This window comes from Pseudomonas sp. Marseille-Q7302 (assembly GCF_965111925.1).
Map to the genome: position 1 here is coordinate 2,863,142 of NZ_CBCOPK010000001.1, position 22,785 is coordinate 2,885,926.

General features: G+C 65.7%; 19 protein-coding genes. 12 read left to right on the plus strand and 7 right to left on the minus strand.

Features of this window, described 5'->3' with window-relative positions:
- Positions 1-17: 17 nt before the first annotated feature.
- From ACWPW1_RS13410 to ACWPW1_RS13440, 7 genes are all read left to right on the plus strand, one after another.
- Positions 18-962 carry an ABC transporter substrate-binding protein gene (locus tag ACWPW1_RS13410; RefSeq protein WP_059315225.1) on the plus strand — a complete coding sequence of 315 codons (945 nt, stop codon included), beginning with the start codon at positions 18-20 and terminating at the stop codon, positions 960-962.
- A 14-nt stretch (positions 963-976) separates the two neighbouring features.
- Complete coding sequence (locus ACWPW1_RS13415) at positions 977-1,993, plus strand: aldo/keto reductase (RefSeq protein WP_454253167.1); 1,017 nt, start codon at positions 977-979, stop codon at positions 1,991-1,993.
- 135 nt (positions 1,994-2,128) lie between these two features.
- Complete coding sequence (locus ACWPW1_RS13420) at positions 2,129-3,139, plus strand: zinc-binding alcohol dehydrogenase family protein (protein WP_454253168.1); 1,011 nt, start codon at positions 2,129-2,131, stop codon at positions 3,137-3,139.
- A 39-nt stretch (positions 3,140-3,178) separates the two neighbouring features.
- Positions 3,179-3,517, plus strand: coding sequence for an L-rhamnose mutarotase (locus ACWPW1_RS13425; protein ID WP_313647311.1), 339 nt, complete (start codon positions 3,179-3,181; stop codon positions 3,515-3,517).
- A gap of 64 nt (positions 3,518-3,581) precedes the next feature.
- The gene (locus ACWPW1_RS13430; protein WP_059315229.1) at positions 3,582-4,289 is read left to right on the plus strand and encodes a FadR/GntR family transcriptional regulator; all 708 of its coding nucleotides are present in this window, start codon (positions 3,582-3,584) and stop codon (positions 4,287-4,289) included.
- 362 nt (positions 4,290-4,651) lie between these two features.
- Positions 4,652-5,890, plus strand: a complete 1,239-nt coding sequence (locus ACWPW1_RS13435) for an OprD family porin (protein ID WP_059315230.1) — start codon at positions 4,652-4,654, stop codon at positions 5,888-5,890.
- A 60-nt stretch (positions 5,891-5,950) separates the two neighbouring features.
- Entirely contained in the window at positions 5,951-7,543 is a 1,593-nt protein-coding gene (locus tag ACWPW1_RS13440; protein ID WP_454253169.1) for an argininosuccinate lyase, read from the plus strand.
- 14 nt (positions 7,544-7,557) lie between these two features.
- Here the strand turns inward: ACWPW1_RS13440 and ACWPW1_RS13445 are convergent, their stop codons facing one another.
- Complete coding sequence (locus tag ACWPW1_RS13445) at positions 7,558-8,802, minus strand: cation:dicarboxylate symporter family transporter (protein ID WP_454253170.1); 1,245 nt, start codon at positions 8,800-8,802, stop codon at positions 7,558-7,560.
- Between the two features lie 106 nt (positions 8,803-8,908).
- On the opposite strand from ACWPW1_RS13445, the gene ACWPW1_RS13450 reads away from it, so the two are divergent.
- The gene (locus ACWPW1_RS13450; protein WP_454253171.1) at positions 8,909-9,859 is read left to right on the plus strand and encodes a LysR family transcriptional regulator; all 951 of its coding nucleotides are present in this window, start codon (positions 8,909-8,911) and stop codon (positions 9,857-9,859) included.
- Between the two features lie 117 nt (positions 9,860-9,976).
- Here the strand turns inward: ACWPW1_RS13450 and ACWPW1_RS13455 are convergent, their stop codons facing one another.
- The gene (locus ACWPW1_RS13455; RefSeq protein ID WP_313647305.1) at positions 9,977-10,585 is read right to left on the minus strand and encodes a TetR family transcriptional regulator; all 609 of its coding nucleotides are present in this window, start codon (positions 10,583-10,585) and stop codon (positions 9,977-9,979) included.
- A gap of 87 nt (positions 10,586-10,672) precedes the next feature.
- Between ACWPW1_RS13455 and ACWPW1_RS13460 the strand changes: the two genes are divergently transcribed.
- Positions 10,673-11,827 carry an epoxide hydrolase family protein gene (locus ACWPW1_RS13460; RefSeq protein WP_454253172.1) on the plus strand — a complete coding sequence of 385 codons (1,155 nt, stop codon included), beginning with the start codon at positions 10,673-10,675 and terminating at the stop codon, positions 11,825-11,827.
- Between the two features lie 25 nt (positions 11,828-11,852).
- On the opposite strand, the gene ACWPW1_RS13465 is transcribed toward ACWPW1_RS13460, so the two are convergent.
- Genes ACWPW1_RS13465 through ACWPW1_RS13475 form a run of 3 tightly spaced genes read right to left on the minus strand, consistent with a single transcriptional unit; the run spans position 11,853 to position 15,259 of the window.
- Positions 11,853-13,655: an ABC transporter ATP-binding protein gene (locus ACWPW1_RS13465; RefSeq protein WP_454253173.1), complete on the minus strand. Its 1,803-nt coding sequence runs from the start codon at positions 13,653-13,655 to the stop codon at positions 11,853-11,855.
- 9 nt (positions 13,656-13,664) lie between these two features.
- Positions 13,665-15,044 (minus strand): ATP-binding protein, encoded by a 1,380-nt coding sequence (locus ACWPW1_RS13470; RefSeq protein ID WP_454253174.1) that lies wholly within the window; start codon positions 15,042-15,044, stop codon positions 13,665-13,667.
- A complete protein-coding gene (locus ACWPW1_RS13475; RefSeq protein WP_454253175.1) occupies positions 15,029-15,259 on the minus strand; it encodes a hypothetical protein in 231 nt (76 codons plus the stop codon). Before ACWPW1_RS13475 ends, ACWPW1_RS13470 begins: the two co-directional genes overlap by 16 nt.
- A gap of 285 nt (positions 15,260-15,544) precedes the next feature.
- Here ACWPW1_RS13475 and ACWPW1_RS13480 point away from each other — a divergent pair, with 285 nt between their 5' ends.
- The 3 genes from ACWPW1_RS13480 (at position 15,545) to ACWPW1_RS13490 (ending at position 18,753) form a co-directional block, all read left to right on the plus strand.
- Positions 15,545-16,942: an efflux transporter outer membrane subunit gene (locus ACWPW1_RS13480; RefSeq protein ID WP_454253176.1), complete on the plus strand. Its 1,398-nt coding sequence runs from the start codon at positions 15,545-15,547 to the stop codon at positions 16,940-16,942.
- Positions 16,943-17,485: 543 nt separating this feature from the next.
- The gene (locus tag ACWPW1_RS13485; protein ID WP_454253177.1) at positions 17,486-18,229 is read left to right on the plus strand and encodes a BPL-N domain-containing protein; all 744 of its coding nucleotides are present in this window, start codon (positions 17,486-17,488) and stop codon (positions 18,227-18,229) included.
- 107 nt (positions 18,230-18,336) lie between these two features.
- On the plus strand, positions 18,337-18,753 hold the full coding sequence (locus ACWPW1_RS13490; protein WP_323149565.1) for an NUDIX hydrolase: 417 nt from the start codon (positions 18,337-18,339) through the stop codon (positions 18,751-18,753).
- A 4-nt stretch (positions 18,754-18,757) separates the two neighbouring features.
- Here ACWPW1_RS13490 and ACWPW1_RS13495 read toward each other — a convergent pair whose 3' ends face one another.
- Complete coding sequence (locus ACWPW1_RS13495) at positions 18,758-21,229, minus strand: YbcC family protein (protein WP_454253178.1); 2,472 nt, start codon at positions 21,227-21,229, stop codon at positions 18,758-18,760.
- Positions 21,226-22,752 carry an NADH-quinone oxidoreductase subunit L gene (locus ACWPW1_RS13500; RefSeq protein ID WP_454253179.1) on the minus strand — a complete coding sequence of 509 codons (1,527 nt, stop codon included), beginning with the start codon at positions 22,750-22,752 and terminating at the stop codon, positions 21,226-21,228. The genes ACWPW1_RS13495 and ACWPW1_RS13500 overlap by 4 nt, the downstream gene beginning before the upstream one ends.
- Between the last annotated feature and the right edge of the window lie 33 nt (positions 22,753-22,785).

Here is a 22,785-nt window from a genome sequence, read left to right on the forward strand (position 1 = left end):
ACAACAAGGAACGACCGATGAAAAACTTCAAGAAAGTGGTCCTGGGTGTCGCCCTCTCCGCAGCGACCTCCCTGGCGCTGGCCGGTAACGGCGAGATCGCCGTCATCGTCAAGAGTGCCAACTCCAATTACTGGCAGAACGTGCAGAAGGGCGTGCAGGAAACGGCCAAGCAGCACACCAGCTACAAGGTCACCTTCCAGGGACCGGCCTCGGAATCGGCGATCGCCGACGAGGTGAACATGGTGGTCAATGCCGTCAACCGCGGCGTCTCGGGCATCGTGCTGGCGCCGTCCGACCCGGACGCCCTGGTCCCGGCCATCAAGCAGGCCTGGGAAGCCCATATCCCGGTGGTGCTGATCGACTCCTCGGTGGCGGAAAGCGGCGCGCCCTACTACCAGTCCTTTCTCTCCACCGACAACAACAAGGCCGGCGAGCTGTCCGCCCAGCGCATGATCGAGAAGGTCGGCAAGACCGGCAAGATCGCCATCATGTCCTATGTGCCGGGCACCGGCTCGGAAGTGGGCCGGGTCGGCGGCTTCCGCAAATACCTGGAGCAGCATTCGCAGCTGACCGTGGTGGGCCCCTTCTATTCCCAGTCGCAGATGGCCAACGCCCTCAACCAGACCACCGACGTCCTGGCCTCCAATCCCGACCTCAAGGGCATCTACGGCGCCAACGAACCCACCGCGGTCGGCATGGCGCGGGCCATCGCCCAGTCCGGCAAGGCCGGCAAGCTGCAGGCCATCGGCTTCGACGGCAACGAGGACCTGCAGGGCTTCGTGCGCGACGGCACCCTGGACGCCATCGTGGTGCAGAGTTCCTATCGCATGGGCCTGGAATCGGTCGCCACGGTGATCAAGGTGATCGAGAAGCAGAAGGTGCCCAAGTTCATCGACACCGGCGTCCTGCTCATCGACAAGGCCAACCTGGATAGCGCCGACGCCCGCAACGTGCTGTATTGAACGGAGGCCTGGCGATGAACCTCTCTGAGCGGCGACACCTGGCCGGAAGCCCCCTGACGCTCCCGGTACTCGGGCTCGGCTGTTCCCAGCTGGGGGGTCTGCATCAGGAGATGCCGGTGCAGCAGGCCGTCGATACCTTGGCGAACGCCTGGCAGCAGGGTATCCGCTACTTCGATACGGCGCCCTTCTACGGCCATGGCCGCTCGGAGCATCGCCTCGGGACCGTTCTCGACGAACAGGAGCGCGATGAGTTCGTGCTCAGCAGCAAGGTGGGCCGGCTGCTCGCCCCCAACGGTAGCGAGCGCGCGAACGACGACGGCTGGGCCCGTCCATTGCCCTTCAAGCCAGTCTACGACTACAGCTACGACGCCATCCTGAGATCTCATGAAGACAGCCTGCAGCGGCTGGGGCTGTCACGCATCGACATCCTCTATGTGCACGACATCGGTCGCCGCACCCATGGCGAGCGGCATGACCTGCACTGGCAGGCCCTGACCCAGGGCGGAGGTTTTCGGGCGCTGGAGCAGTTGCGCAGCAGTGGCCAGGTCCGGGCGATCGGACTGGGCGTAAACGAATGGGAAATCGTCGCCGAAAGCATGGGTGAATGCCAGCTGGACTGTACCTTGCTGGCGGGCCGCTACACCCTGCTGGAGCAGCAGAGCCTGCGCCCACTGCTCGACCGCTGCGTTGCTGGCGGCAATGCCATCGTCGCCGGTGGCGTCTTCAATTCTGGGATTCTCGCCGGTGGCCAGCATTTCGACTATGGCGTCGCGCCGGCGGCGGTGGTGGCCAAGGTCGGAGCGTTACAGGAGGTCTGCACCGAATTCGCGATACCCCTGGCAGCGGCGGCCCTGCAGTTTCCGCTGGCGCACCCAGCGGTGGTGTCCTGCGTCATCGGCGCCCGCAGCGCCGAGCAGGTCAGCACCAACGTGGCCTGGCTGCAGACGCCGATCCCGGTGGCTTTCTGGAACACCCTCAAGCAACGCGGCTTGCTGGACGATGCTGCCCCCGTGCCAGGAAACCCGGCATGAGACTGCCCTGCCAGGTCCATCTCCCCATCGGCGCCACCGCCGCCCTCTACCGACGAAGCCGACCGCTCGCGGTCATTCCCGGCGAAAGCATCGCCACGAATCCAACGTGCATCCCGAGCGATGCGGAGTTTCATCATGCTGACCGTCATCTGTGAAAAACCCGGCCTGCTGGTCTCCCGCGATACTCCCAAGCCCGCGCGTGGCAAAGGCGAAACCCTGATCCGCATCCGGCGGGTCGGCGTCTGCGGGACCGACCTGCACATCTACGAAGGCAACCAGCCCTATCTGGAATACCCGCGGGTGATGGGCCACGAGATTTCCGGCATCGTCGAGGAAACCGACGACAGCGGGCGCCTGCAGGCGGGGGACATCGTCTATGTGGTGCCCTACCTGTCCTGCGGCCAGTGCATCGCCTGCCGCCAGGGCAAGACCAACTGCTGCACCAAGATCGCGGTCCTGGGCGTGCATCGTGACGGCGCCTTGACCGAGTACCTCAGTCTGCCCGACCGCTTCGTCTTCAAGGCCGAGGGCCTCACCCTCGACCAGGCGGCGATGGTGGAATTTCTCGCCATCGGCGCCCATGCCGTGCGCCGTTCGGGGCTGGGCCAGGCCCAGCGCGTGCTGGTGGTGGGCGCCGGCCCCATCGGCATGGCGGCGGCGATCTTCGCCGGCATCGCCGGGGCCCAGGTCACCGTCCTCGACACCCGCACCGATCGCCTGGAATTCTGTCGCCAGCACTTGCAGGTCGCGGCCACGGTCACCGTCGGTGACGGCGACAAAGACGAACTGGCGCGGCTGACCGACGGCGACTTCTTCGACGTGGTGTTCGACGCCACCGGCAACGCCCGCGCCATCGAGCGCGGTTTCGAATTCGTCGCCCATGCCGGCAGCTATGTGCTGATCTCGGTGGTCAAGGACCACATCCGCTTCGCCGATCCCGAGTTCCACAAGCGCGAGACCACCCTGCTGGGCAGTCGCAACGCCACCGCCGAGGATTTCCAGCATGTCGAGCGCTGCCTGCGCGAGGACCTGATCCCGGACGCGGCACTCAACACCCATCGCCTGCAACTGGCCGAGCTGCCCACCCGTTTCGCGGAGCTGCTGGACCCGGCCCGTGGCGTCGTCAAAGCCATCGTCGAAATCTGAACGGGTCTGATCGGCCACCCCCGGCCGAGGAGCGAGAACATGACACGCTACTGTCTGCTGCTGGACCTGCGGGACGATCCCGAACTCATCGCCGAATACGAACGCCAGCACGCGGCGGTCTGGCCCGAGGTCATCGCCCATCTGCGCGAGGCCGGCGTCGCCAACATGACCATCTGGCGCCTCGGTTGCCGCCTGACCATGCTGCTCGAAGCCGGGCCGGATTTCTCCTTTGCGCGGATGCAGGCGCTGGAGCAGCGCAATCCCAGGATCCAGGAATGGGAAACCCTGATGGCGCGCTATCAGCTGTCCTCACCCGAGGCGGGATCGGAGAAGTGGCAGCTGGCGACGCCGCTGTTCGAGCTGGCCGCCCTGCCCTGAGCCGCTGGCGCCGAACCGGGTAGCCCATGAGATACTGAAGCCCTTGAAGATGCAGGTTTCATCAATGACGCTGCCCACTGCCACCACCGAAAGAAAGCTCTACCAGAAGATCGCGGATCGCCTGCGCCAGCACATCCGCGAGGGCGCCATCGAAGCCGGTACCCGTCTGCCGCCGGAGCGCGATCTGGCCCAGCTGCTGGGCGTCTCCCGGCCATCGCTGCGCGAAGCCCTGATCGCCCTGGAAATCGAAGGCAACATCGAGGTCCGCCAGGGCTCCGGGATCTATGTGAACGCGGCCCTGCTGAACACCGGAGCACGTACCTCCACCCTCGGCGAGAGTCCTTCGGAGCTGATGCACGCCCGGGCCATGATCGAGGGCGCGACCATCGTGCTGGCCTGTTCCCTGGGCGGCAAGGCCGATTACCGCTACCTGGCGAAGTGCATCCAGAACATGAGCGACAAGATCGCCCAGGGACTTTCGCCCATGGAGGACGATCGCAAGTTCCACTGCCGCCTGGCCCGGATGAGCGGCAACTCCACGCTGGTACGCATCATCACCTCGCTGTTCGACGAGCGCCATAGTCCCCTCTCCACCCACGTCGCCGAGCAGACCGAAAGCCAGAAGACCTGGGGCGTCGCCGTGGCCGAACACGAAGCCATCCTGCGCGCCGTGGAAGCCCGCGACCTGATCGGTGCCCAGACCGCCATGCGCCACCACCTGCTCTGTTCGGAAGCGCGCTGGCTCGAGGGCTTCGCCTCCAGCGAGGATTGAGGACGGCAGCGTCGCACCCGTGACCGGTGGATCTGCCGTCTGAGCCAACTCTTGACGATCAGAGAGCACCGGTTCTTTTCAGCAGGCGCCGCGCCAGCCTTTTCACCGGTCATCGTCCGCTGATACCCAGCGCGGATCGCTACCCCCGCATCCAGCAAGACTTGGCAAGGACCTCGACCCGGCCATCAGCGGCTGAGCAATGACACCCTTTTCGCTCCTCAGGGCCATACTCAAAAAGTATTCACCCACGACTTTTCATATATTTTTAATCTTTCAGCAAAGTCCTTAAGGTTCCCGTCGTGAGCGGCTATCGCCTCACGATGAAACGCGCCCAATAACAATAACGCGTCAAGGAACCCATCATGCGCCTGTCACCCCTAGCACTCGGGGTCGGTACCGCCGCCCTCGCCTCCTTCCTTCCCCTCGATGCCTCCGCCGAGCTGTTCGCCGACAGCAAGGCCGACCTGGAGCTGCGCAATTTCTACTTCAACGGCGACTATCGCCAATCCGGCGCTCGGCAATCCAAGCGGGAGGAATGGGCCCAGGGCTTCATTCTCAACTACGAATCCGGCTTCACCGAGGGCCCGGTAGGCTTCGGTATCGACGCCCTGGGCATGCTCGGCCTCAAGCTGGATTCGGGGCCGGACCGGCAGAACACCGGTCTGCTGCCGGTGGGCGATGAGCGAGCGCCCGACGACTACAGCAAGCTTGGGCTGACCGGCAAGGTCCGGGTGTCCAAGAGCACCCTGAAGGTCGGCACCCTGATTCCCCGGCTGCAAACCATCCGCAGCAGCAATTCGCGCCTGCTGCCGCAGACCTTCCAGGGCGCCCAGCTGGTATCCAAGGAACTGGACAACCTCACCTTCAACGCCGGGCGCCTGACCCAGAACCGGGTCCGCAACGACAGCGCGAACGAGGACATGACCGTGTCGGGCAGCGGCATTCGCGGCGGCCGACCGAGTGACCAGTTCGACTTCGCCGGGCTGAGCTACAAATGGACCAAGCAGCTCACCACCGTCTACGACTACGGTCATCTCGACCAGAACTATGAACAGCATATGTTCAACGTGCTGCATGTCCTTCCGCTCGGCAAGAACCAGTCGCTGGAGACCGATCTGCGTTATGCCCGCTCGCGCAAGGACGGCGGCACCAACGTCGACAACGATGCCTATGGAGCCAAGTTCACCTACAACCTCGGCCATCATGCCTTCGGCGCCGCCTACCAGCAGATGCACGGCGAGACCGGCTTTCCCCATCTCAACGGCACCGATTCGTACCTGGTCAACTACGTAATGCTGTCGCCGGACTTCGCCAATCCGGGCGAGCGCTCCTGGCAGGTGCGCTACGACTACGACTTCGCGGCCTGGGGCCTCCCGGGGCTCGCCTTCATGACCCGCTATCTCAAGGGCGACCATTTCGACGGACCCGGCGGGATCGCCGGCAAGGAGTGGGAGCGCGATACCGAGTTGGAATACACCGTCCAGACGGGTGCCCTGAAGAACGTCAAGGTGCGCTGGCGCAACGGCAGCTACCGCAGCCGCAACGATACCGACCTCGACCAGAACCGCCTGATCCTCAGTTACACCCTGCCCCTGCTCTGACGCCACGGCCGGCTGCGCCTCCGCACCGGCCCCGATCCCGCCCCGAAAGGACCATCGACCATGCTCGCTACCCCGCGTTTACTGCCGCTTGCCCTGTTCATCGCCCTGGCCGCCGGGACTCCGGCACTGGCCGCCAACACCGCCGACTCGCCCTGCAAGACCACCGCCGAGTGCAAGGCCGAGGTCGCCAGGATCGGCGGCACCGTCACCCACAGCGGCGCCCGCGTTGGAGGCGTCGAAGACCAGTTCGACGGACTGAACCGCATCAACAAGGCGTCCATCGTGATGCTGACCGAGGAAGGCATCGTCACCCCGGAGATGGGACGCAAGATCGCCGGCGGGGTCGAATTCGCCATCGACCAGGGCGCTCAGCCGGACGGCAAGCGACCCAGCGACGTGCTCCAGCTGGAAAAGATCATGACCGACAAGATCGGTCCGGAAGCCTCGCTGATCCACTCGGGCCGCAGTCGCCAGGACATCTATGCCACCTACCGCCTGGCGTCCCTGCGTAGCCAGGTGCTGGCCTACAGCGACGCCCTGAACGCGACCCGCCAGCGCCTGCTGACCCTCGCCGCCGCCAACGTCGATACCCTGGTGCCGGCCTATACCAACGGCGTTCAGGCGATGCCGATCTCCTACGCCCACTATCTGCTCGCCTACGCCGATTCCTTCGCCCGCGACGCCCAGCGCATCGCCCAGCTCTATCAGCGCCTCAACCTCAGCCCGATGGGTACCGCCGTACTGGCCAACTCCGCCTACCCGCTGAACCGCGAGCGCCTCGCCAGCCTGCTCGGCTTCGATGGCGTGCGCCAGAACTCGCTGGATTCCAGCCAGGTCTCCACCTACGACATTCCCATCGAAGCCGCCGATATCGCCGCTTCCTCGGCGATCCGTCTCGGCGCGATGATCGGTGACATCCACACCCAGTACCACCAGATCCGTCCCTGGCTGCTGTTGGAGGAAGGCTCCACCTACACCAGCAGCGCCATGCCGCAGAAACGCAATCCGGGGCTGCTGATGCGCACCCGGGAAGCCACCTCGGACACCATCGGCCTGGCGCAGACCATCACCCTGCGCGCGCACAACGTGACCACTGGGATGACGGACTACAAGTTCGCCTTCGATGACCTGAATTTCTACGATTCGGCCATCGGCATGTTCACCAGCATGGACCGCGTGCTCGACGCCCTGAAGGTCAATCCGCAGCGCGCCCTGGAAGAACTCGAGAACGAATGGACCACCTCGATGGAGTTGGCCGATACCCTGGAGCGGGCGCACAAGGTGCCCTTCCGCATCGGTCACAGCTTCGCCTCGCTGATCGTCACGGAAGCCCGCAACGAAGGCTACACGCCCAAGACCTTTCCCTTCGCCAAGGCCCGGCAGCTCTACACCCAGGCCGCCGAGAAATACCAGTGGAAGGAGACCAGCCTGCCGCTGCAGGAAGCCGAATTCCGCAACGCGCTCTCTCCGACCAACATGGTCAAGACGCGGGTCGGTACTGGTGGTCCGCAACCGGCCGAGGTGCAACGTATGCTCGGCGAGGCGAAGCAGGCCCTGCAGGCCGATGTCGACTGGACCAAGGCCCGGCGTCAGCGGTTGGCCGAGGCCGGTACCGCCCTCGACCAGGCCTTCGGCAAGCTGTTGAAGAACTGATCGACTCGCCCGGCTCAGGAGGCGAGCGCGGCCGCCAGTCGTGGCCGGTCCAGCGTCCCCTGCCAGCGCGCCAGCGCCAGGCAGGCGACGCAGTTACCCAGCACATTGGTGAGCGACCGGCATTTCATCAGTCGCTCGACGCCCAGCAACAGGCCGACCGCCTCCACTGGCACGAAGTGCAAGATCGACAGGGTCGCCGCCAAGGTCAGGAAAGCCGAACCGGCGACACTGGTCGAACCCAGGGTGGTGATCAAACCGACGATGATGAAAATCGCCAGTTGCGCGGCTGACAGCTCCACGCCAGCGAACTGGGTCAGGAACAGCAGTGCCACCGCGATATACAGATTCGAGCCCGCCAGGTTGAAGGTGTAGCCGGTGGTGAGCGACAGCCGAACCAGCTCCGTCGGACACCCGGCGCGTTCGAGGCGACCGATCAGCAACGGCAAGGCCGCGACCGAGGAGCCGGTGACCGCCACCAGCAGCAACTCGCGCCTCAACCAGACGATCAGGCGCAGCAGCGAAAAGCCACAGAGGCGAGCCACCAGCCCCAGCACGCCGCAGATGAAACACAGGGCGGCGAGATAGACCGCGACCAGGAACTTCAGGAGGGGCCACAGGGAAGCGCCGCCATAACGTGAGACGGTGAAGGCCATGGCACCAAAGGCGGCGAGGGGCGCCAGTCGGAGAAACAGGCGCAGCAGCCGCAACTGTAGCGCCAAGACCTGTTCGATCCCGGCGAGCCACGGCATACCCCGCTCGCCCAGGCCGCGCAGCACCAGCCCCAGGGCGATGGCCAGGCACAGCATGGGCAGCATGGCGCTCTGGGTAAAGGCGCCCACCAGGGTGCCTGGCAGGCTGTCGAGCAGACTCGGCAAGGGCGTGGCGGCACTCGGCAGCAGCGGGTCCGCGGGCTCCACGCCGTTCCAGTCGATGGGTACGGGGCCAAGCCCGGTGGCGGTACCCGGGTGGATCAGCAGGCCAACCAGTACGCCGACCAGCAGGGACAGCAACGACATGAGCTGAAAATAGAGAACCATGCGCGCCGCCATGGCGCCGGCACCCCGCCCCAACCGCGCGATGGCCGCGACGATGAGCGCGAACATGAGCAGGGGAATCACCAGGCCCAGGGTGCGCAGGAACAGATCGCTCAACGGCTTCATGGCAGCGCCCAGGTCAGGACGCCAGAGTCCGAGCAGCAAACCGCAGGCAAGGGCCACGCCTATCTGCACACTGCCATTGCGAGCGATCCGCGCGATCATCCGGACTCCTGCCGTTGTTATTATTGTGCGGGTGGCGCCAGACACCGTGCGCCCCATCCTAACCGATCGGTCACCCTGGCCGGCGTCAACGAGGTCCTGCGAGCGAATGGAATTGCGGCATTTGCGTTACTTCGTCACGGTAGCCGAGGAGCAGCATTTCACCCGGGCCGCCGCGCGGTTGAACATGCAGCAGCCTCCGCTCAGCCAGCAGATCCGGGCCCTGGAAGACGAACTGGGCTTCGCCCTCTTCCTGCGTCACCCCAAGGGCGTCGCCCTGACCGCCGGGGGCGCCGCCTTCCTGCTGGAGGCCCGCGACATCCTCGCCCGGGTGGGCCAGGGTGCCCACCGTGCGGCACGCGTCGCGCGCGGCATCGACGGCACCCTGGCCCTCGGCTTCACCAGTTCGGCGGCCGCCCATGCCCTTATTCCCCGCATCATCCGCGCCTACCGGGACAGTTACCCGGATGTGGAGATCGCCATCGCCGAAGACAACGCCCAGGGCCTTACCCAGCGGGTAGCCGAGGGCCGGTTGGATATCGGCATCCTGCGCGCCCCCGTCAGCGCGCCGGAGGGTGTCACCTATCACCGGCTGCTCAACGAGGCGATGCTGTTGGCATTGCCAAGCAATCACCGACTCATCGCCGGAATCGGCGAAGAGGCCCTGGAAAGCCTGGAGCGCCGGGGACTGCCACTGGCGACCCTGGCCGACGAACATTTCATCCTGGTGCGCAAACCGGGCGCGCCGGGCATGTATGCCAATCTGCTGGACGCCTGCCGCCATGCCGGCTTCGAGCCCCGGGTCGCCTTCGAAGTCGACCGCATGCTCACCAACCTCAGCCTGGTGGCCGCCGGCGCCGGTCTCTCGGCGGTCCCGGCCTCCATGACCGAGTTGCACAGATCCAGCATCTTCTACTGCCCCATCCTGGACGCCCGCCCCCGGCTGGCCGCCCCGATCACCCTGGCCTGCCGCGCCTTCAACCCTTCGCCCGCCCTGCAGAACTTCATCGCCCTGGCCCGGCAACTGGCCGGCAGGCCACAGCGGCGGGATCGCGTCTGAGGGAGTACGTCCACCCCCTTGGATATTCCGCGCTCAAGCAGGAGGAGGCTACCTGGCTAACGTGCCCTAAAAGGCCGGCCACAGCACTAAGGTGGCCCGTTCACCCGCCAGGTGCACTCAGCGGACCAGGAGGCGGATCGCCTTCTCGATCCGGTCCGCCGCCTGAGCCTGTAGCAACTGGGGGTCATCACCCAGCAGCGCCCGCAGCTGATGCGGGGCAAACACCAGATCGATGAACGCCTCCAGCAGGTGATCGATGTCGTCCGGCCGATCCGGGCCCGCTTCGATCGCCTGCCGCACACGCAGGCGCCCGGCTTCCCAGCCGATGCGGGTCGCCTCGGCCGCGACCGCCGGGAAACGATCGGCCGTCGCGATGACCAAACGCATCATGGCCAGGGTTTCCGACCGTGAGGCGTGCTCCAGCATGTCCTTACCGGCCAGCCGCAGCCGCTCTGCCAGGGGCAGGCCCGTGGGTAGGGGCTCGATCTGCGGCAGCGTTCCGGAGTGGCGGCGGATCACGGCCTCGAACAGCTGATCCTTGTTGGCATAGCGTGCATAGAGGCTGGCCTTGCCTGCCCCCGCGAGCCGCGCGACCGCCTCGCAAGAGGTACCGGCAAAGCCCTGCGCCAGGAACAGCTCGAACGCGGCGTCCAGCAATCGGCGATCGACATCGCCTGCCTCTTCCCGACGGGGTCGCCCGCCTCGTGGTTTGGTCATCTCGCTCATGGCCGAACCTTAAGCGGATTGACAGTGGCTGTAAACTGAACGATAACGTTCAGTTATGCGACTGCGCCCTTTACTGCGAGGCTCTCCATGACCGATCTCATCCAGCCCTTTCCTATCCAGGTGCCCCAAGCCCAGCTCGACGACCTGCTCGAAAGACTCCAACGGACCCGCTGGCCAGACCGCGAGACCGTCCGCGATGGGAGCCAGGGACCGCAACTGGAGCGTTTGAAGGCCCTGGTGGAGCGCTGGAGCGGGGGCTATGACTGGCGAGCGGCTGAGGCCCTGATGAACAGCTGGGGCAGTAGCCGTACCGAAATCGACGGGCTCGGCATTCATTTCCTGCATGTGCGCTCTCCCGAGCCGCAGGCCACACCGCTGCTGCTCACCCACGGCTGGCCAGGTTCAGTGCTGGAGTTTCGTGAGGCGATAGGCCCGCTCACCAACCCGGTCGCCCATGGGGGTGATGCGAGCGACGCCTTCCACCTGGTGATTCCGTCCCTGCCCGGCTTTGGCTTCTCGGACCAGCCGAGCGCATCCGGATGGGGAGTTGGCCGCACCGCCATGGCCTGGATCGAGCTCATGCGCCGGCTCGGCTACGGCGATCACTGGCTGGCGCAGGGTGGTGACTGGGGCGCTGCGGTGACAACGGCCCTGGCGCACCTGCGCCCAGCGGGCCTGGCAGGCGTGCATCTGAACATGGTGATGTTCCAGCCCACCGACCAGGAAGTGGCCGAGGCTACGCCGGACGAGCAACGGATGCTCGCGGATGCCACCCGCTACGAGCGCGAATACTCGGGCTACATGAAAGTACAGGCGACCCGGCCGCAGTCGGTCGCCTTTGCCTTGGCCGACTCACCCGTGGGGCTCGCGGCCTGGATCTACGCCCTGTTCCAGGATGTATCGCACACCGCGGGCGAGCCCGAGCGCGTGCTGGCGCTGGATCATCTGCTCGACGACATCATGCTCTATTGGCTGCCCAATGCCGGTGCCAGTTCGGCGCGTTTCTACTGGGAAGCGATGCGCGAGATGGCGAATGGCATGCCCACCGCCCCGCTACCCCTACCCGCTGGCGTCAGCATCTTTCCCGGCGAGCAGCTGCGCCTGTCCCGCCGCTGGGCAGAGCGGCGCTTCGCCGATCTGCGGTTCTTCGCGGAAGCCGATCAGGGTGGGCACTTCGCGGCGATGGAAAATCCGCAAGCATTCGTGGTGCACCTGCGGGAAGCCTTTCGGACAATGCGCTGAGGTCAGCTCCTCCACTAAGAGGCGTTCAGGCATTCAGTGCCATGGCTGCATAGAGTCCCTCCTGCCTCACCAACTCGTCGTGGGTACCCTGCTCCACCAGCCGCCCCGCCTGAATGACAAGAATCTGATCGGCCTGCCTGACGGTGCTCAGGCGATGCGCGATGGAGATCAAGGTCCGCTGGCCCTGCAGCGAAGCCAGGGCGCTGGCCATTGCGGCCTGCGTCTTGGCGTCCAGGGCGCTGGTCGCTTCATCGAGGAGGATGATCGGCGGATCGCGCAGCAGCATGCGCGCCAGCGACAGGCGTTGGCGCTCGCCGCCGGACAGCTGATAACCCCGGTCACCGACGCCCGCCTGCAACCCGTCGGCAAGCCCGCGCACCGTCGCATCCAACTGCGCCCGTTCCAGTGCCCACCACAACTCCTCCTCGCTCGCCTCGGGCTTGGCGAAGCGCAGATTGGCCTCGATGCTGGCATTGAGCAGGAAGGTATCCTGGGTCACGATGCCTACCAGGTTGGCCAGGCTTTCGAAGCTCAGCGCGCGGACATCGATACCGTCATAGGTGATACGGCCGTGATCGACGTCGTACAGCCGCGCGATAAGGTAGGACACCGTGGTCTTGCCAGAGCCGGTCGGGCCGACCAGCGCCGTGTGCTTGCCGGCCGGTATCTCGAGCGTCAGATCCTTGAGCACGACCCGGTCGCCATAGGCGAAGCTGACGTCCTCGAAGCGGATGCCCTGCGTGAAGTCCTGGCGCGCCAGGCTCACCGGCGATGCAGCCTCGGTGACCGTCGCCGGCGTATCCAGGTAGCTGAACACACGCGCCAGCAAGGCACGGCCCTTGGCGAACTCGATGCGGGTTTCGAATATCTCGATCAGCGGCCAGAGCAGCTGTTCCTGCAGGGCGATGAAGGCCACCAGGGTCCCGATGGATACCTCCAGGCCCAGGCCGATGAACAGGCCGCCGCCCATGAACGTCAGCGCGGGCAGGATATCCAGCGCCAGGAAGACGAGCGCGAACTCCCACTGCCCTGCGGTGCTGGCCTGGGTCTCCAGGCGGGCGAGCGTTGCCGAATCCCGCTGAAAACGGTGCACGAGGTAGTGCACGCGACCCATGGTGCGCGACAGGATGATGCCTCCGGCCGACAGGGACTCGGCGATATTGGCCGACAGGTCCGCCACCTGCTCCTGTTGCTGGTAGGTCACGCGCTCCCGTAACTGCGCGACGCGTCCATTGATCCAGACCAGCAGCGGAATGACCGCCAGCGAGGCACAGGCCAGTCGCCAATCCAGCAGCAGCATCGCTACCAGGGTTGCAGCCACCACGCTCAGGTGCTTGGCGAGATCCGTGGCGGAGTTGGTCAGCAGGGTCTGCAGACCGGCGATGTCACTGGACAGGCGCGCCTGGACTTCGCCCGCGCGGGTACCGGAGAAAAAGCTCAGCGATAGGCTCTGCAGGTGCTGGTAGAGGCGTGTCCGCAGCGCGTGCATGATGCTTTGGCCGACCCGGATCGAGACGTAGGTCTGCGTCAGGTTGGCGATGGCGTTGAACAGCGCGACCCCGACCAGGCCGCCCGCCAGATACCCCAGGAGCCTGAGGTCTTTCGCCGGCAAGGCATCGTCGACGATGCTGCGTATCAGGAACGGACCGACGACGCCGGTCATCCCGGCGACCGCGATCAGCAGCACCACCAGGATGATCGCGGCTCGATGGGGAGCAAGGAGCGTGAAGACCCGGGCGGCGGAGACGTGACGCTCGGCGAGGTCGCCATAGTGGTCAGGGGTCGCGGGATCGTCATGCGGCTGAGCGGAAGAACGGAAACTGGACATGTCACTGATTCAGGAAGGTGAAGAAAAGCGCGGACCGCTGTCCGCCGCGTAACGCGCAGCAGCGTGCGATGGTGTTTCAACGTCAGCCAGGAGGTGGTCGGGCAGCAGGATGGCGAACCGCGCCCCGCCCTTTTCGCTCTGGGCCAGGGTGAGCCGCCCTCCCTGCTTCTCTATCGCCCGACGACTGATCGACAGACCCAGGCCGAAGCCTCCCGTGGTCCGATCCCGACTGCGATCCAGCCGATAGAAGGGCTCGAATACCCGCTCCCGTTCGCCCGCCGGAATGCCTTCGCCGTCGTCCTCGACCAAGATCAGCAAACCTTCGGACTCGCGGCGAACGGTCAGCCATACCTGCTGCTGGCAATACCTCAGGGCGTTGCCGACCAGGTTCTGCAAGGCCCGGGCAGTGAGCCGTGGCGCCAGGACCACCCGTTCCGGCGCCTGGTCGACACTCAGGCTCAAGGTGACGCCCCGCCTTTCCTGTTCCTCGTTGAAATCCGCCAGGACGCTGTCCAGAAACTCGTCGAGCCTGAGCAACTGGCGCTCGGGGGCCTCATGGCTGGCGTGCAGGCGGCCGTAGGACAGCAGCTCGTTGACCAGCGCATCCAGCTCGCGCACATGGCGAATCTGCTGTTCGAGCCGGCGCTGCGTCTCGGCAGGGAGCGGATCGGCTTGCAGCAGCGCCAGGCCGAATTCCAGGCGCGAGAGTGGCGTCCGCAGTTCGTGGGAGACGGCATTGAGCAGGTCACGCTGCTGCACGATCAGGGTTTCGAGGTCCTGCGCCATGTCATCGAACGCCCGGGCGAGCTGGCCGATGTCCGAGCGCGGCGAAATGGCGGTACGTTCCTGCAGATGCCCCTTGCCCAGGCGGGCCGCGGTACGCCTGAGCCGTTCCAGATCTCGCCAGTGGGGCCGCAACCAGAAATACAGGCAGACCAGCAGCGCCGCGCCAATAAGGGCATTCATCGCCCAATAAGTCAGCGCTATGTCGGTGGGCGCCTCGGGAAAGGCTACCCAGAGCACCTGCCCGCCAGGCAACGGTACCAGGGCGATGCTGGGATCACCGTCGTCGCCAAGGCGCACCCGCCGTTCGCCCTTCGCCAAGCCGTGGCGCTCGCTGCGGGTCAACCGGGGATCGGTTTGCAGCCCCAACTGCAAGGCGAGAGGCGCAATCTCGGCATTCAGATCGGCCAGCAGCGTGGGCCACCGGGAAAGCGGCGCTTCTACAAAGGTGCGCTCGACCAGCTTAAGCGGGCCATTCATCTGCTCCAGGCTGTATCGGCTATAGCGATCGCTGAACATCTGTACCAGCGCCTCGGGCACCAGATAGCTGGCGGCGCCATAGGTCGCCAACAGAACGAGATAGAGTCGGATCAGGATCTTGAGCATCTAGCCTTCTCCACCCGGCTGGGCAGGCAACCCTGCCGGCCGTCCAGACCCGGCAACAGGGTATCGAGCCCCTCTTGCTGCGGACCCAGGCACAACATCTCGATCAGGTCCTGTTCAACACGCCCGATGATGGTCACGGCGTAGTCCTGCCGCGCCAGGCAGGGGGCGCTGGGCCCGACCAGGGCAGTGTCGTCTTCGGCGATAAGCAAGGGCATCACAAGGGGGCATCCCGGCAATAAAGCGCGGAGCATAACGGAGCGCCGAGCGCTCAAGCCCAGGCCTTAACACTCTTTCACAAGAGACCTACAGACCTTTACAAGACGGTCCACGGGAGCCGCCTACCATGGCGTTCTCCACGAGGATGCCCCATGTTTCGCCATCAGCACCCAGGCTTGCGCCCACCCTTGAATCAGGGGCCCGCAGCCCTCGATACCACCCTTGTCCCAGTCGCCCTGTCCTGCCTACTCGTGCGCCACGCGCGGCCTGGGAGTGGTGCCAGCATGGCTAAGAGCATCACCCTGGCCTTGAGCGTCCTGCTTGCCGGCTGCTCCCTGGCACCGCCCCACGAACGGCCGCCAGCGCCCATACCGGCGCGCTATCCGCTGGCCAGCGACACCGCTGGTATCCCCACTGACCGTCAGCGACTATTCGCGGACCCGCATCTGCGTGCCTTGCTGGACCAAGCCCTGAATGGCAACCGCGACCTGCGCCTGGTCGTGCTGGATATCCAGCAGGCTCGAGCCCGTTATCGCATCAGCCGCGCCGACCTCATGCTGGAAGTTAGCGCCACTGCCAGTCGGACGCGGGAGCGTACGCAGAGCCAAGGCTCTCGATCCGACGAGGAGAAATCCGCCCTCCAGACCGGTAATCGATACAGCGTCGGTCTCGGAACCAATGCCTACGAAATAGACCTGTTTGGCAGGCTGGGAAACCTGCGGGATGCGGCGCTCGACGAATACCTTGCCCAAGACGAGACACGCCGTGCTGTGGAGCTGTCGCTGACCGCGGAGGTAGCGACGGCCTATCTGAACCAGTGCGCCCTGGAAGAGCGGCTGACGGTGAGCCTTAGCACCCTGGAAGGTCGCCGACGCGGACTCGCCCTCATCGAGCAGCGGCATGCCGCCGGACTGGGTTCGGCGCTGGATCTGGCGCAGGCGCAAAGCAGCGTCGAGCTGGCTGAAGCCGACCTTGCCGCGCTGGAGCGCAACCGGGCCCAGGCAGACAACACCCTACGCCTGCTGCTAGGCGGAGATCCGCCCGCTGATCTGCCGGCACCCCTGCCGCTCGCCCGTCAGGGTCTCGACCAGCCGATACCTGTCGGCCTGCCCTCCGATCTGCTGGAGCGCCGCCCCGATATCCGCGCGGCCGAGTATCGCCTGCGCGCCGCCAACGCCAACATCGGTGCAGCGCGGGCGGCCTTCTTTCCCCGCATCACCTTGACGGCCAATGCGGGCTACCTGAGCTCCGACCTGGACGGCCTGTTCAGCGTGGGCAATAAGGTCTGGAGCTTCGTACCCCAGCTTCAGGTACCGCTGTTCGATGGAGGGCGTAACCGCGCCAACCTGAAGCTGGCAGAGGTGCGGCGAGACCAGGATGTCGCGCGTTACGAAAAGAGTATCCAGGTCGCCTTTCGCGAGGTGGCCGATCAGCTCGTCGCCAATGGTCCCCTGACGCGCCAGCTCGCCGCCCAGCAACGCCTGCGCGAGGCGACCGCATGCAGCCTGGCACTTGCCACCGAACGCTATCGCCAGGGATTGGACAGCTACCTGAACCTGCTAGACAGCCAGCGCAGCCTCTATCAGGCCGACAACGCCCTCATCGAGACCAGGCTGCAGCTGATGGTCTCCCAGGTCGAACTGTTCCGCGCGCTGGGTGGCGAGTGGAGCCCCGAGTCGTGAGGCGGACTGGCCAACGTCCAGGAACCAAGTAATTCGGAATCATGTGCGCAATATCGATTTAACAATCATTTACAGCCGCACAGAGAGTTTTACACGGCTTACTTTCTCGATAGTTACTCTTGGTCCAACGCTAATTTGCCAAGCAGTATGTTTGCAAAAGAGGAGCTCAGGGTGAGGCACTTGGTAAAAAGCATCGGCTTAATCTCCATGATAGCAGGCGTCACGGCAGTACTTTTCGGCTGGCTTATTGACCCCACCATATCCTTGAACAACGGAATAAAGTTGGTCTCGATAAAGCGAGAGTTCCTGCAAACCGACTTCTTCCTCTGGGGCGCCATACTGTTTGCCGCAGGGTTCAATGGCTATTCGCTGCATACCGATCTCTGACCCCGGCCTGGTCCCTGCCGCGAACGCCGACCGTTCAGCCGACGTTCGTTGCCGTGCTGCCAGGCACGCGGCCAATCGCACAGGGGCAGCCATCTGCCGCCTTGGACGCAGCCTTCACCTCTTCGCTCACCACTCGGATGCTACGAGCCTTTGCCTATGCGCGTGTTCGGCCTTGCGACGGCTCTCCTGCTGACCTGCCTATCGGCCGCACTGTGCCTGGTCGATCTCGATGCGCCTGACCTGATACGGATCGCCGTCTATCGCGGCCCTGCCGCCTGTGCGGGCTGCGCCGAAGCGGTGAAAGGTGCCCTAGAACGACGTGGTCCGGCGTATAGGGTCGATTTCCTGGGGCCAACTGAGCGCCTGGATGTTTCCATTGCAAACCTGGCGCGCTATGAGGCCTATGTTCAGCCGGGTGGCGGTCAGGATATAGCGGCGGCCCTGCACAGTTTGGGCAAGGACAGAATCGAAGCCATACGCGCCTATGTCGCTAGTGGCGGTCAATACCTGGGGATCTGCATGGGCGCCTATCTGGCCGACGCCGCCAATCTTGGCTTGATTGATCAGGAACTGGATTCGGAGGTCGGTCGTCCAGGCTTTCCGATCACCTCCCTTGAAGACAGCGTGGTGCGGGTGCGATGGGGTGGTAAGAAGAATCGGCTGTTTTTCCAGGATGGCCCTTATCTGCCACAAACGTCCGGCACCGGTTTTCGCGTGATAGGGGTCTATGGCAACGGCGATATCGCCGCTGCGCGCTATCGCTTCGGAGCCGGCGTCGTGGTCTTGAGCGGCCCCCATCCCGAGGCGGATGAATCCTGGTTTCAAGACGCGGACTTACCCAAGAAGGTGCGGCCCCGGGGTGATCCCTTCAAGATCCTGCTCGACGCCCTTGACCTGTGACTCGCCTCAAGCGCCCTCCTCTCAGGGCAACGGCCGGATCGACGACAGTTGCCTTTTCGACCTCCTGGCTGCAGGGTGATCCGCCCCTCTCGACCGGTACCCGTACGTTGACCACTACCCTCAAGATCGCCGCCGCCATCCTCCTGAATCACCGCCAGCAGATGCTGTTGGTGCGCAAGCGCGGCACCACGGCCTTCATGCAACCCGGAGGCAAGGTGGATCAGGGTGAGCTCCCGTTGGCGGCCCTGATCCGCGAGCTGGAAGAAGAACTCGGCCTGGTCATCACCGCGGACGCTGCAACCTTTCTCGGCAGCTACCAGGCACCCGCCGCCAACGAACCCGGCTTCATCGTCGATTGCGCCCTGTATCAGGTGGCGATGAAGCCGGACGACCGCGCGATTCCTGCCGCCGAAATCGAGGAGGCGCTGTGGGCGTCGGTGCTGGAGCCCTGTGATCTGGCGCTGGCCCCCCTCACCCGCGAGGTGATCTTTCCTCTGCTCAGGCAGCAGCTGTTGTCCCGGTAGCGCCTCAGTGCGCCCGCTGGCCGCCCACCCCAGCCTCTGGCAAGGGCTGCCAGCCCCCCGCCGTGCGCTGCTCCAGGCAGGCCGGCGCTCCATCGAGACGCAGCAGGTACAACCAGCCATTGCGCACCAGATCCCGGACCACCGCGTGCGCCGCGATCACCTGGTCGAGCATCGCACGGGGCGCCTCGATCACCACGTGCAGGCGTAGCGGGCGATGCACCCACTGCTGGCCATCGTGCAACGACTGACGGGCCAGACCGATACGCAGGTCGCCGCCGTTGCCCTCGAACACCCCGATATGGCCGCCGACCACGTTGTGCAGCAGCTTGTTGCCGCTGCCAAAGCGCAGGTTGTCGGTGGTCGAGGTGAAGTACTGCAGGTTGATCCAGTGCGCCACCACCATGGGCGCCGTCATGATCAGCTCCAGTACCCGGCCGTCCCCATCCTGCCGCCAGTCGTAGTCATGCAGGAAGGCACGCCCCTGTAGGTCCACGCCGCGGGTGCGGGCACGCGGCGCGGCGATGAAGGCGGCATTGCCGGCCAGGCCCCATTCGGGCCGGGTTTGCGCCCAGTCACGGGCACGCCGCCGCAGCCGCCCGAGCAGCTTGTCCGGCTGCTCACGCAGCGGCGCCAGGCCCAGGGCGGCGGCCCGCTGACGACGCACCTCACGGCTGGCAACGTCCAGCGCCACTCGCAGACGCTGCCAGCCGGGCTGCAGGGCGGCGGGCAATTCCTCGTGGGCGAAGACCTGCACCTCGTCGGTGGTGGTGTTGTGCAGGCCAGCAAGGACCTGGCAGTGCGGCGGCAGGTCGAGCCCACGTGCGCGCAGTCCCGCGCGGACCTCGCTGTCGTTGAGCAGGCGTGCCAGCAGACGGGCATTGACCTCGCCGCTCTGACCACAGCAGGCGCCGCAGTCGAGGCCGGCCGCCTGGGGATTGTTCGCGCTCTGGCTGCCGTGTCCGAGCAGTACCAGCAGCGCCGGCATGGGCCCGCTGAGTCCCATGCCCTTGAGGATACGTGCGGCCAGATCGACCTGCTGTTGCATCGCCATGGCAGGCAGCTGGGGGTGCAGGCGTTGCCATTCGCCGAGGCGCCAGGCGATGCGCTCTGGTTGCGGCACACCCTCACTCACCCCATAGGTCCGTCCCAGCAAGGCGCCGGCGTAGCCCAGGCCAATACTCTCGACCAGGGTGAAGGTGGAAGCCGGCAACCGCTCGAACAGGCGCCAACCGCCCTGGCGCGCCAGACGATCCTGACGCACCGCCGCCAGTTGCCGATCCTGGACGGCATCGCCACTGCCCTCACTGACCTGCAGCTGCGGGGCGAGCAGGCCCGGCAACTGCGGGCGCGTGGCGCTGGTGCCCAGGGGGGTGTAGGCGATGGGCAAGCCGAAGAAACCGGCGAAGCCGCCCGTCTCGAGTTCAGGGCACGCCTGCTCCAGGGCGCGCCTCAGCGGTTCGGAGCGCACGTCGATGCAAAAGAACAGCTTGGCCAGCGGTGCCTGGGGCAAGGCTGCCGGGGCGCTCTGGCACAGGGCCTGTTGCAATTGCTCCTGCCAGGCCAGCTCATCGGCGCGCTGCCACAGCTGCAGCGCCTGCCAGTTGGCCGATGGGGGTTGCTGCAGCCGCGCCTGCCAGGCCGAGCGCCAAATTTGCCAGCGGCTATCAGCGTCGCGCCGACGATCATCCACCAGGCATTCCCAGGCGGCGCGGATGGCCAGCAAGTCGAGCAAAGTCTGGTCATCCCCACCCTCCAGCCTGGCCTGCCAGCGCTGGTAAGCGCACCAGGACGCCCAACCCAGGCTACGCAGCAGCAGGCAATCGAACCAGGGCGCCCAGTCTTCCGCCGCCAAGCCCAGTCGCTGCACCGCCACTTCCAGGGCCGCCCGGGGCTCGGCGGGCAACTCGGCGATGCGCTGGTGCAGATCGCGACAGGCGCTGAGGACGGTCAGGCCGCGGTCGGCCAGCAGGCTGGCGTGCCAGGCCTGATAGAGTCCGGTACTGTTTGCGGGACGCCAGTCCGCTTGCTCGTGATCGAACCAGGCCGCGCAGCTCTGGCCAATCTGTTGGGTGATCAGGGTCGGCCAACCCGGGAGCGAACTGCCTGGCTCGGCGAGATCCTCCAGGAGCGGCAACCCCGGACAGGCCTCTGCGGAGGCATCCAGGGCCTCCAGCAGCCGTGCCGGCTTGCAGGACTCGCCCTGTTCGGCCAATGCCTGTTGCAGATGGCGTTCGGCGATACGGCCGTCTTGCCAGGCCTGGCGATAGTCGGCGGCGCTCAGGGTGAGGCGGCTACCGGCGCGCTGCCAGAGTTGTGCGGCAACGGTCTGCCAGGCCTGATCGCGACGTTCCCATAGCGGGCTGACCGCGATCATTCGGTCCAGCGGCCAGGTCGGCGCAATGCGCGCGCAGGCCTGCCGCGCCACTTCGTGCAGGGCCTGGTATTCGAGGTCGGGCGTGGGTTCGAAGGCAGTCATGGGCGGGCTCCGGAGGGTGCCATAACGGGCTGCGGCGTGCGCGCCGGCCACAGGCGGAAGGTCAGACGGGTGACGTGTTCATCCAGGTAGAAGCCGGCGAAGGCCAGCGGATAGAGTCGCCGGGCCAGGGCGCCATGGGGATGGGCCAGAAGCAGGCCTTGCAGCAGGTAGAGGCCGAGCAGCAACCCCATCGCCAAGCCACTCAATGGCAGCGGTGCCTCGGCAAGGCGCTGGTCTAGCAGCCAGCCGGCCACCTGGTGCCAGAGCAGGTAGGCGCCCAGCAGCAGGCTGAACATGAGCAGCCCATGGACCCGCTGTCCGCGACCCAGGCACCAGGGCGCCAGGCCGATGGCCAGGATCGTCAGGGCCACCCAGGGCAGCGCAAGGTCCGGTAGCAGCCAGGCCCAGAGTCCCTTGACCCCTATCAGGGCCAGGACCGCCAGCAGCAGCGCACGCACCAGGCCACCCAACTCGGGGACCGGCGTTGGCGGCTGCAGCGCCCGTTGCCGCGCGTGCGCCACCGTATCCCCGGCCGCCAGGAAGGCATGCGCCTTGTACAGCGAGTGGGCCAGCAGGTGCACCAGGGCCAGCTCGTACAGTCCCAGCCCACATTCCAGCAGCATCAGCCCCATTTGCGCGCAGGTCGACCAGGCGAGGCGGACCTTGATGCTGATCCGCGTCATCATCACCAGCGCCGCGAGGACCGCCGTCAGTCCCCCCACCAGCACCAGCAGGCTCTGCGCCGGCACGGCGACGGAAAACAGCGGCGCGAAGCGCAGCAGCAGGAAGCCACCCAGGTTGACCACACCGGCATGCAGCAAGGCCGATACCGGCGTCGGGGCTTCCATCACCTGGATCAGCCAGCCATGCACCGGCAACTGGGCCGACTTGAGGATCACCGCCAGGGCCAGCAGCAGCGCCGCCGCCTGCAGTTCCCAGCCGAGCTGACCGTTGGCCTGCACCTGGGCGGTCACGGCAGTGAGGATCTTCGTGATCTGGCTGTCACCGCTCGCCTGTACCAGCAACAGGGTCGCCAGCAGCAGGCAGATATCGGCCAGGCGGCTGGCGAGAAATTTCTTGTGGGCGGCCACCACGGCCTGAGGGCGGTCGGGGTAGAAGGTGAGCAACTGATGCAGGCACAGACTGGACAGGATCCAGGCACCGACCAGCAGGTACAGATTGGCGCTGGTCACTACCGTAGCCACCGCCGCGAGGGTGGCAAGCAGCGCAAGCACATACCGCCTTTGCCCTGGTTCACCCTCCAGATAGCGCTGGGAATACTCGATGATCACCAGCGCCAGCAGACTGATCAGCCCCGCCATCGCCAGGCCGAGGCGGTCGTGGTGCTGCCCGGCGAACACGGCCTGCAGCCAGGCGGCGAGGACCAGGAAAAAGCCCAGATAACCCGCCACCCGGGCGGGCCACCAGAAGCGGCGAGGTGAAGTGACCAGGGCCACTGGTAACAGCGCCAGGGCATAGACCCAGGGCAACAGCGGCGCCAGGGAAAACAGCAGGCTAGACATCGTGCACACTCCTTGAACACCAGAGGTCACTAG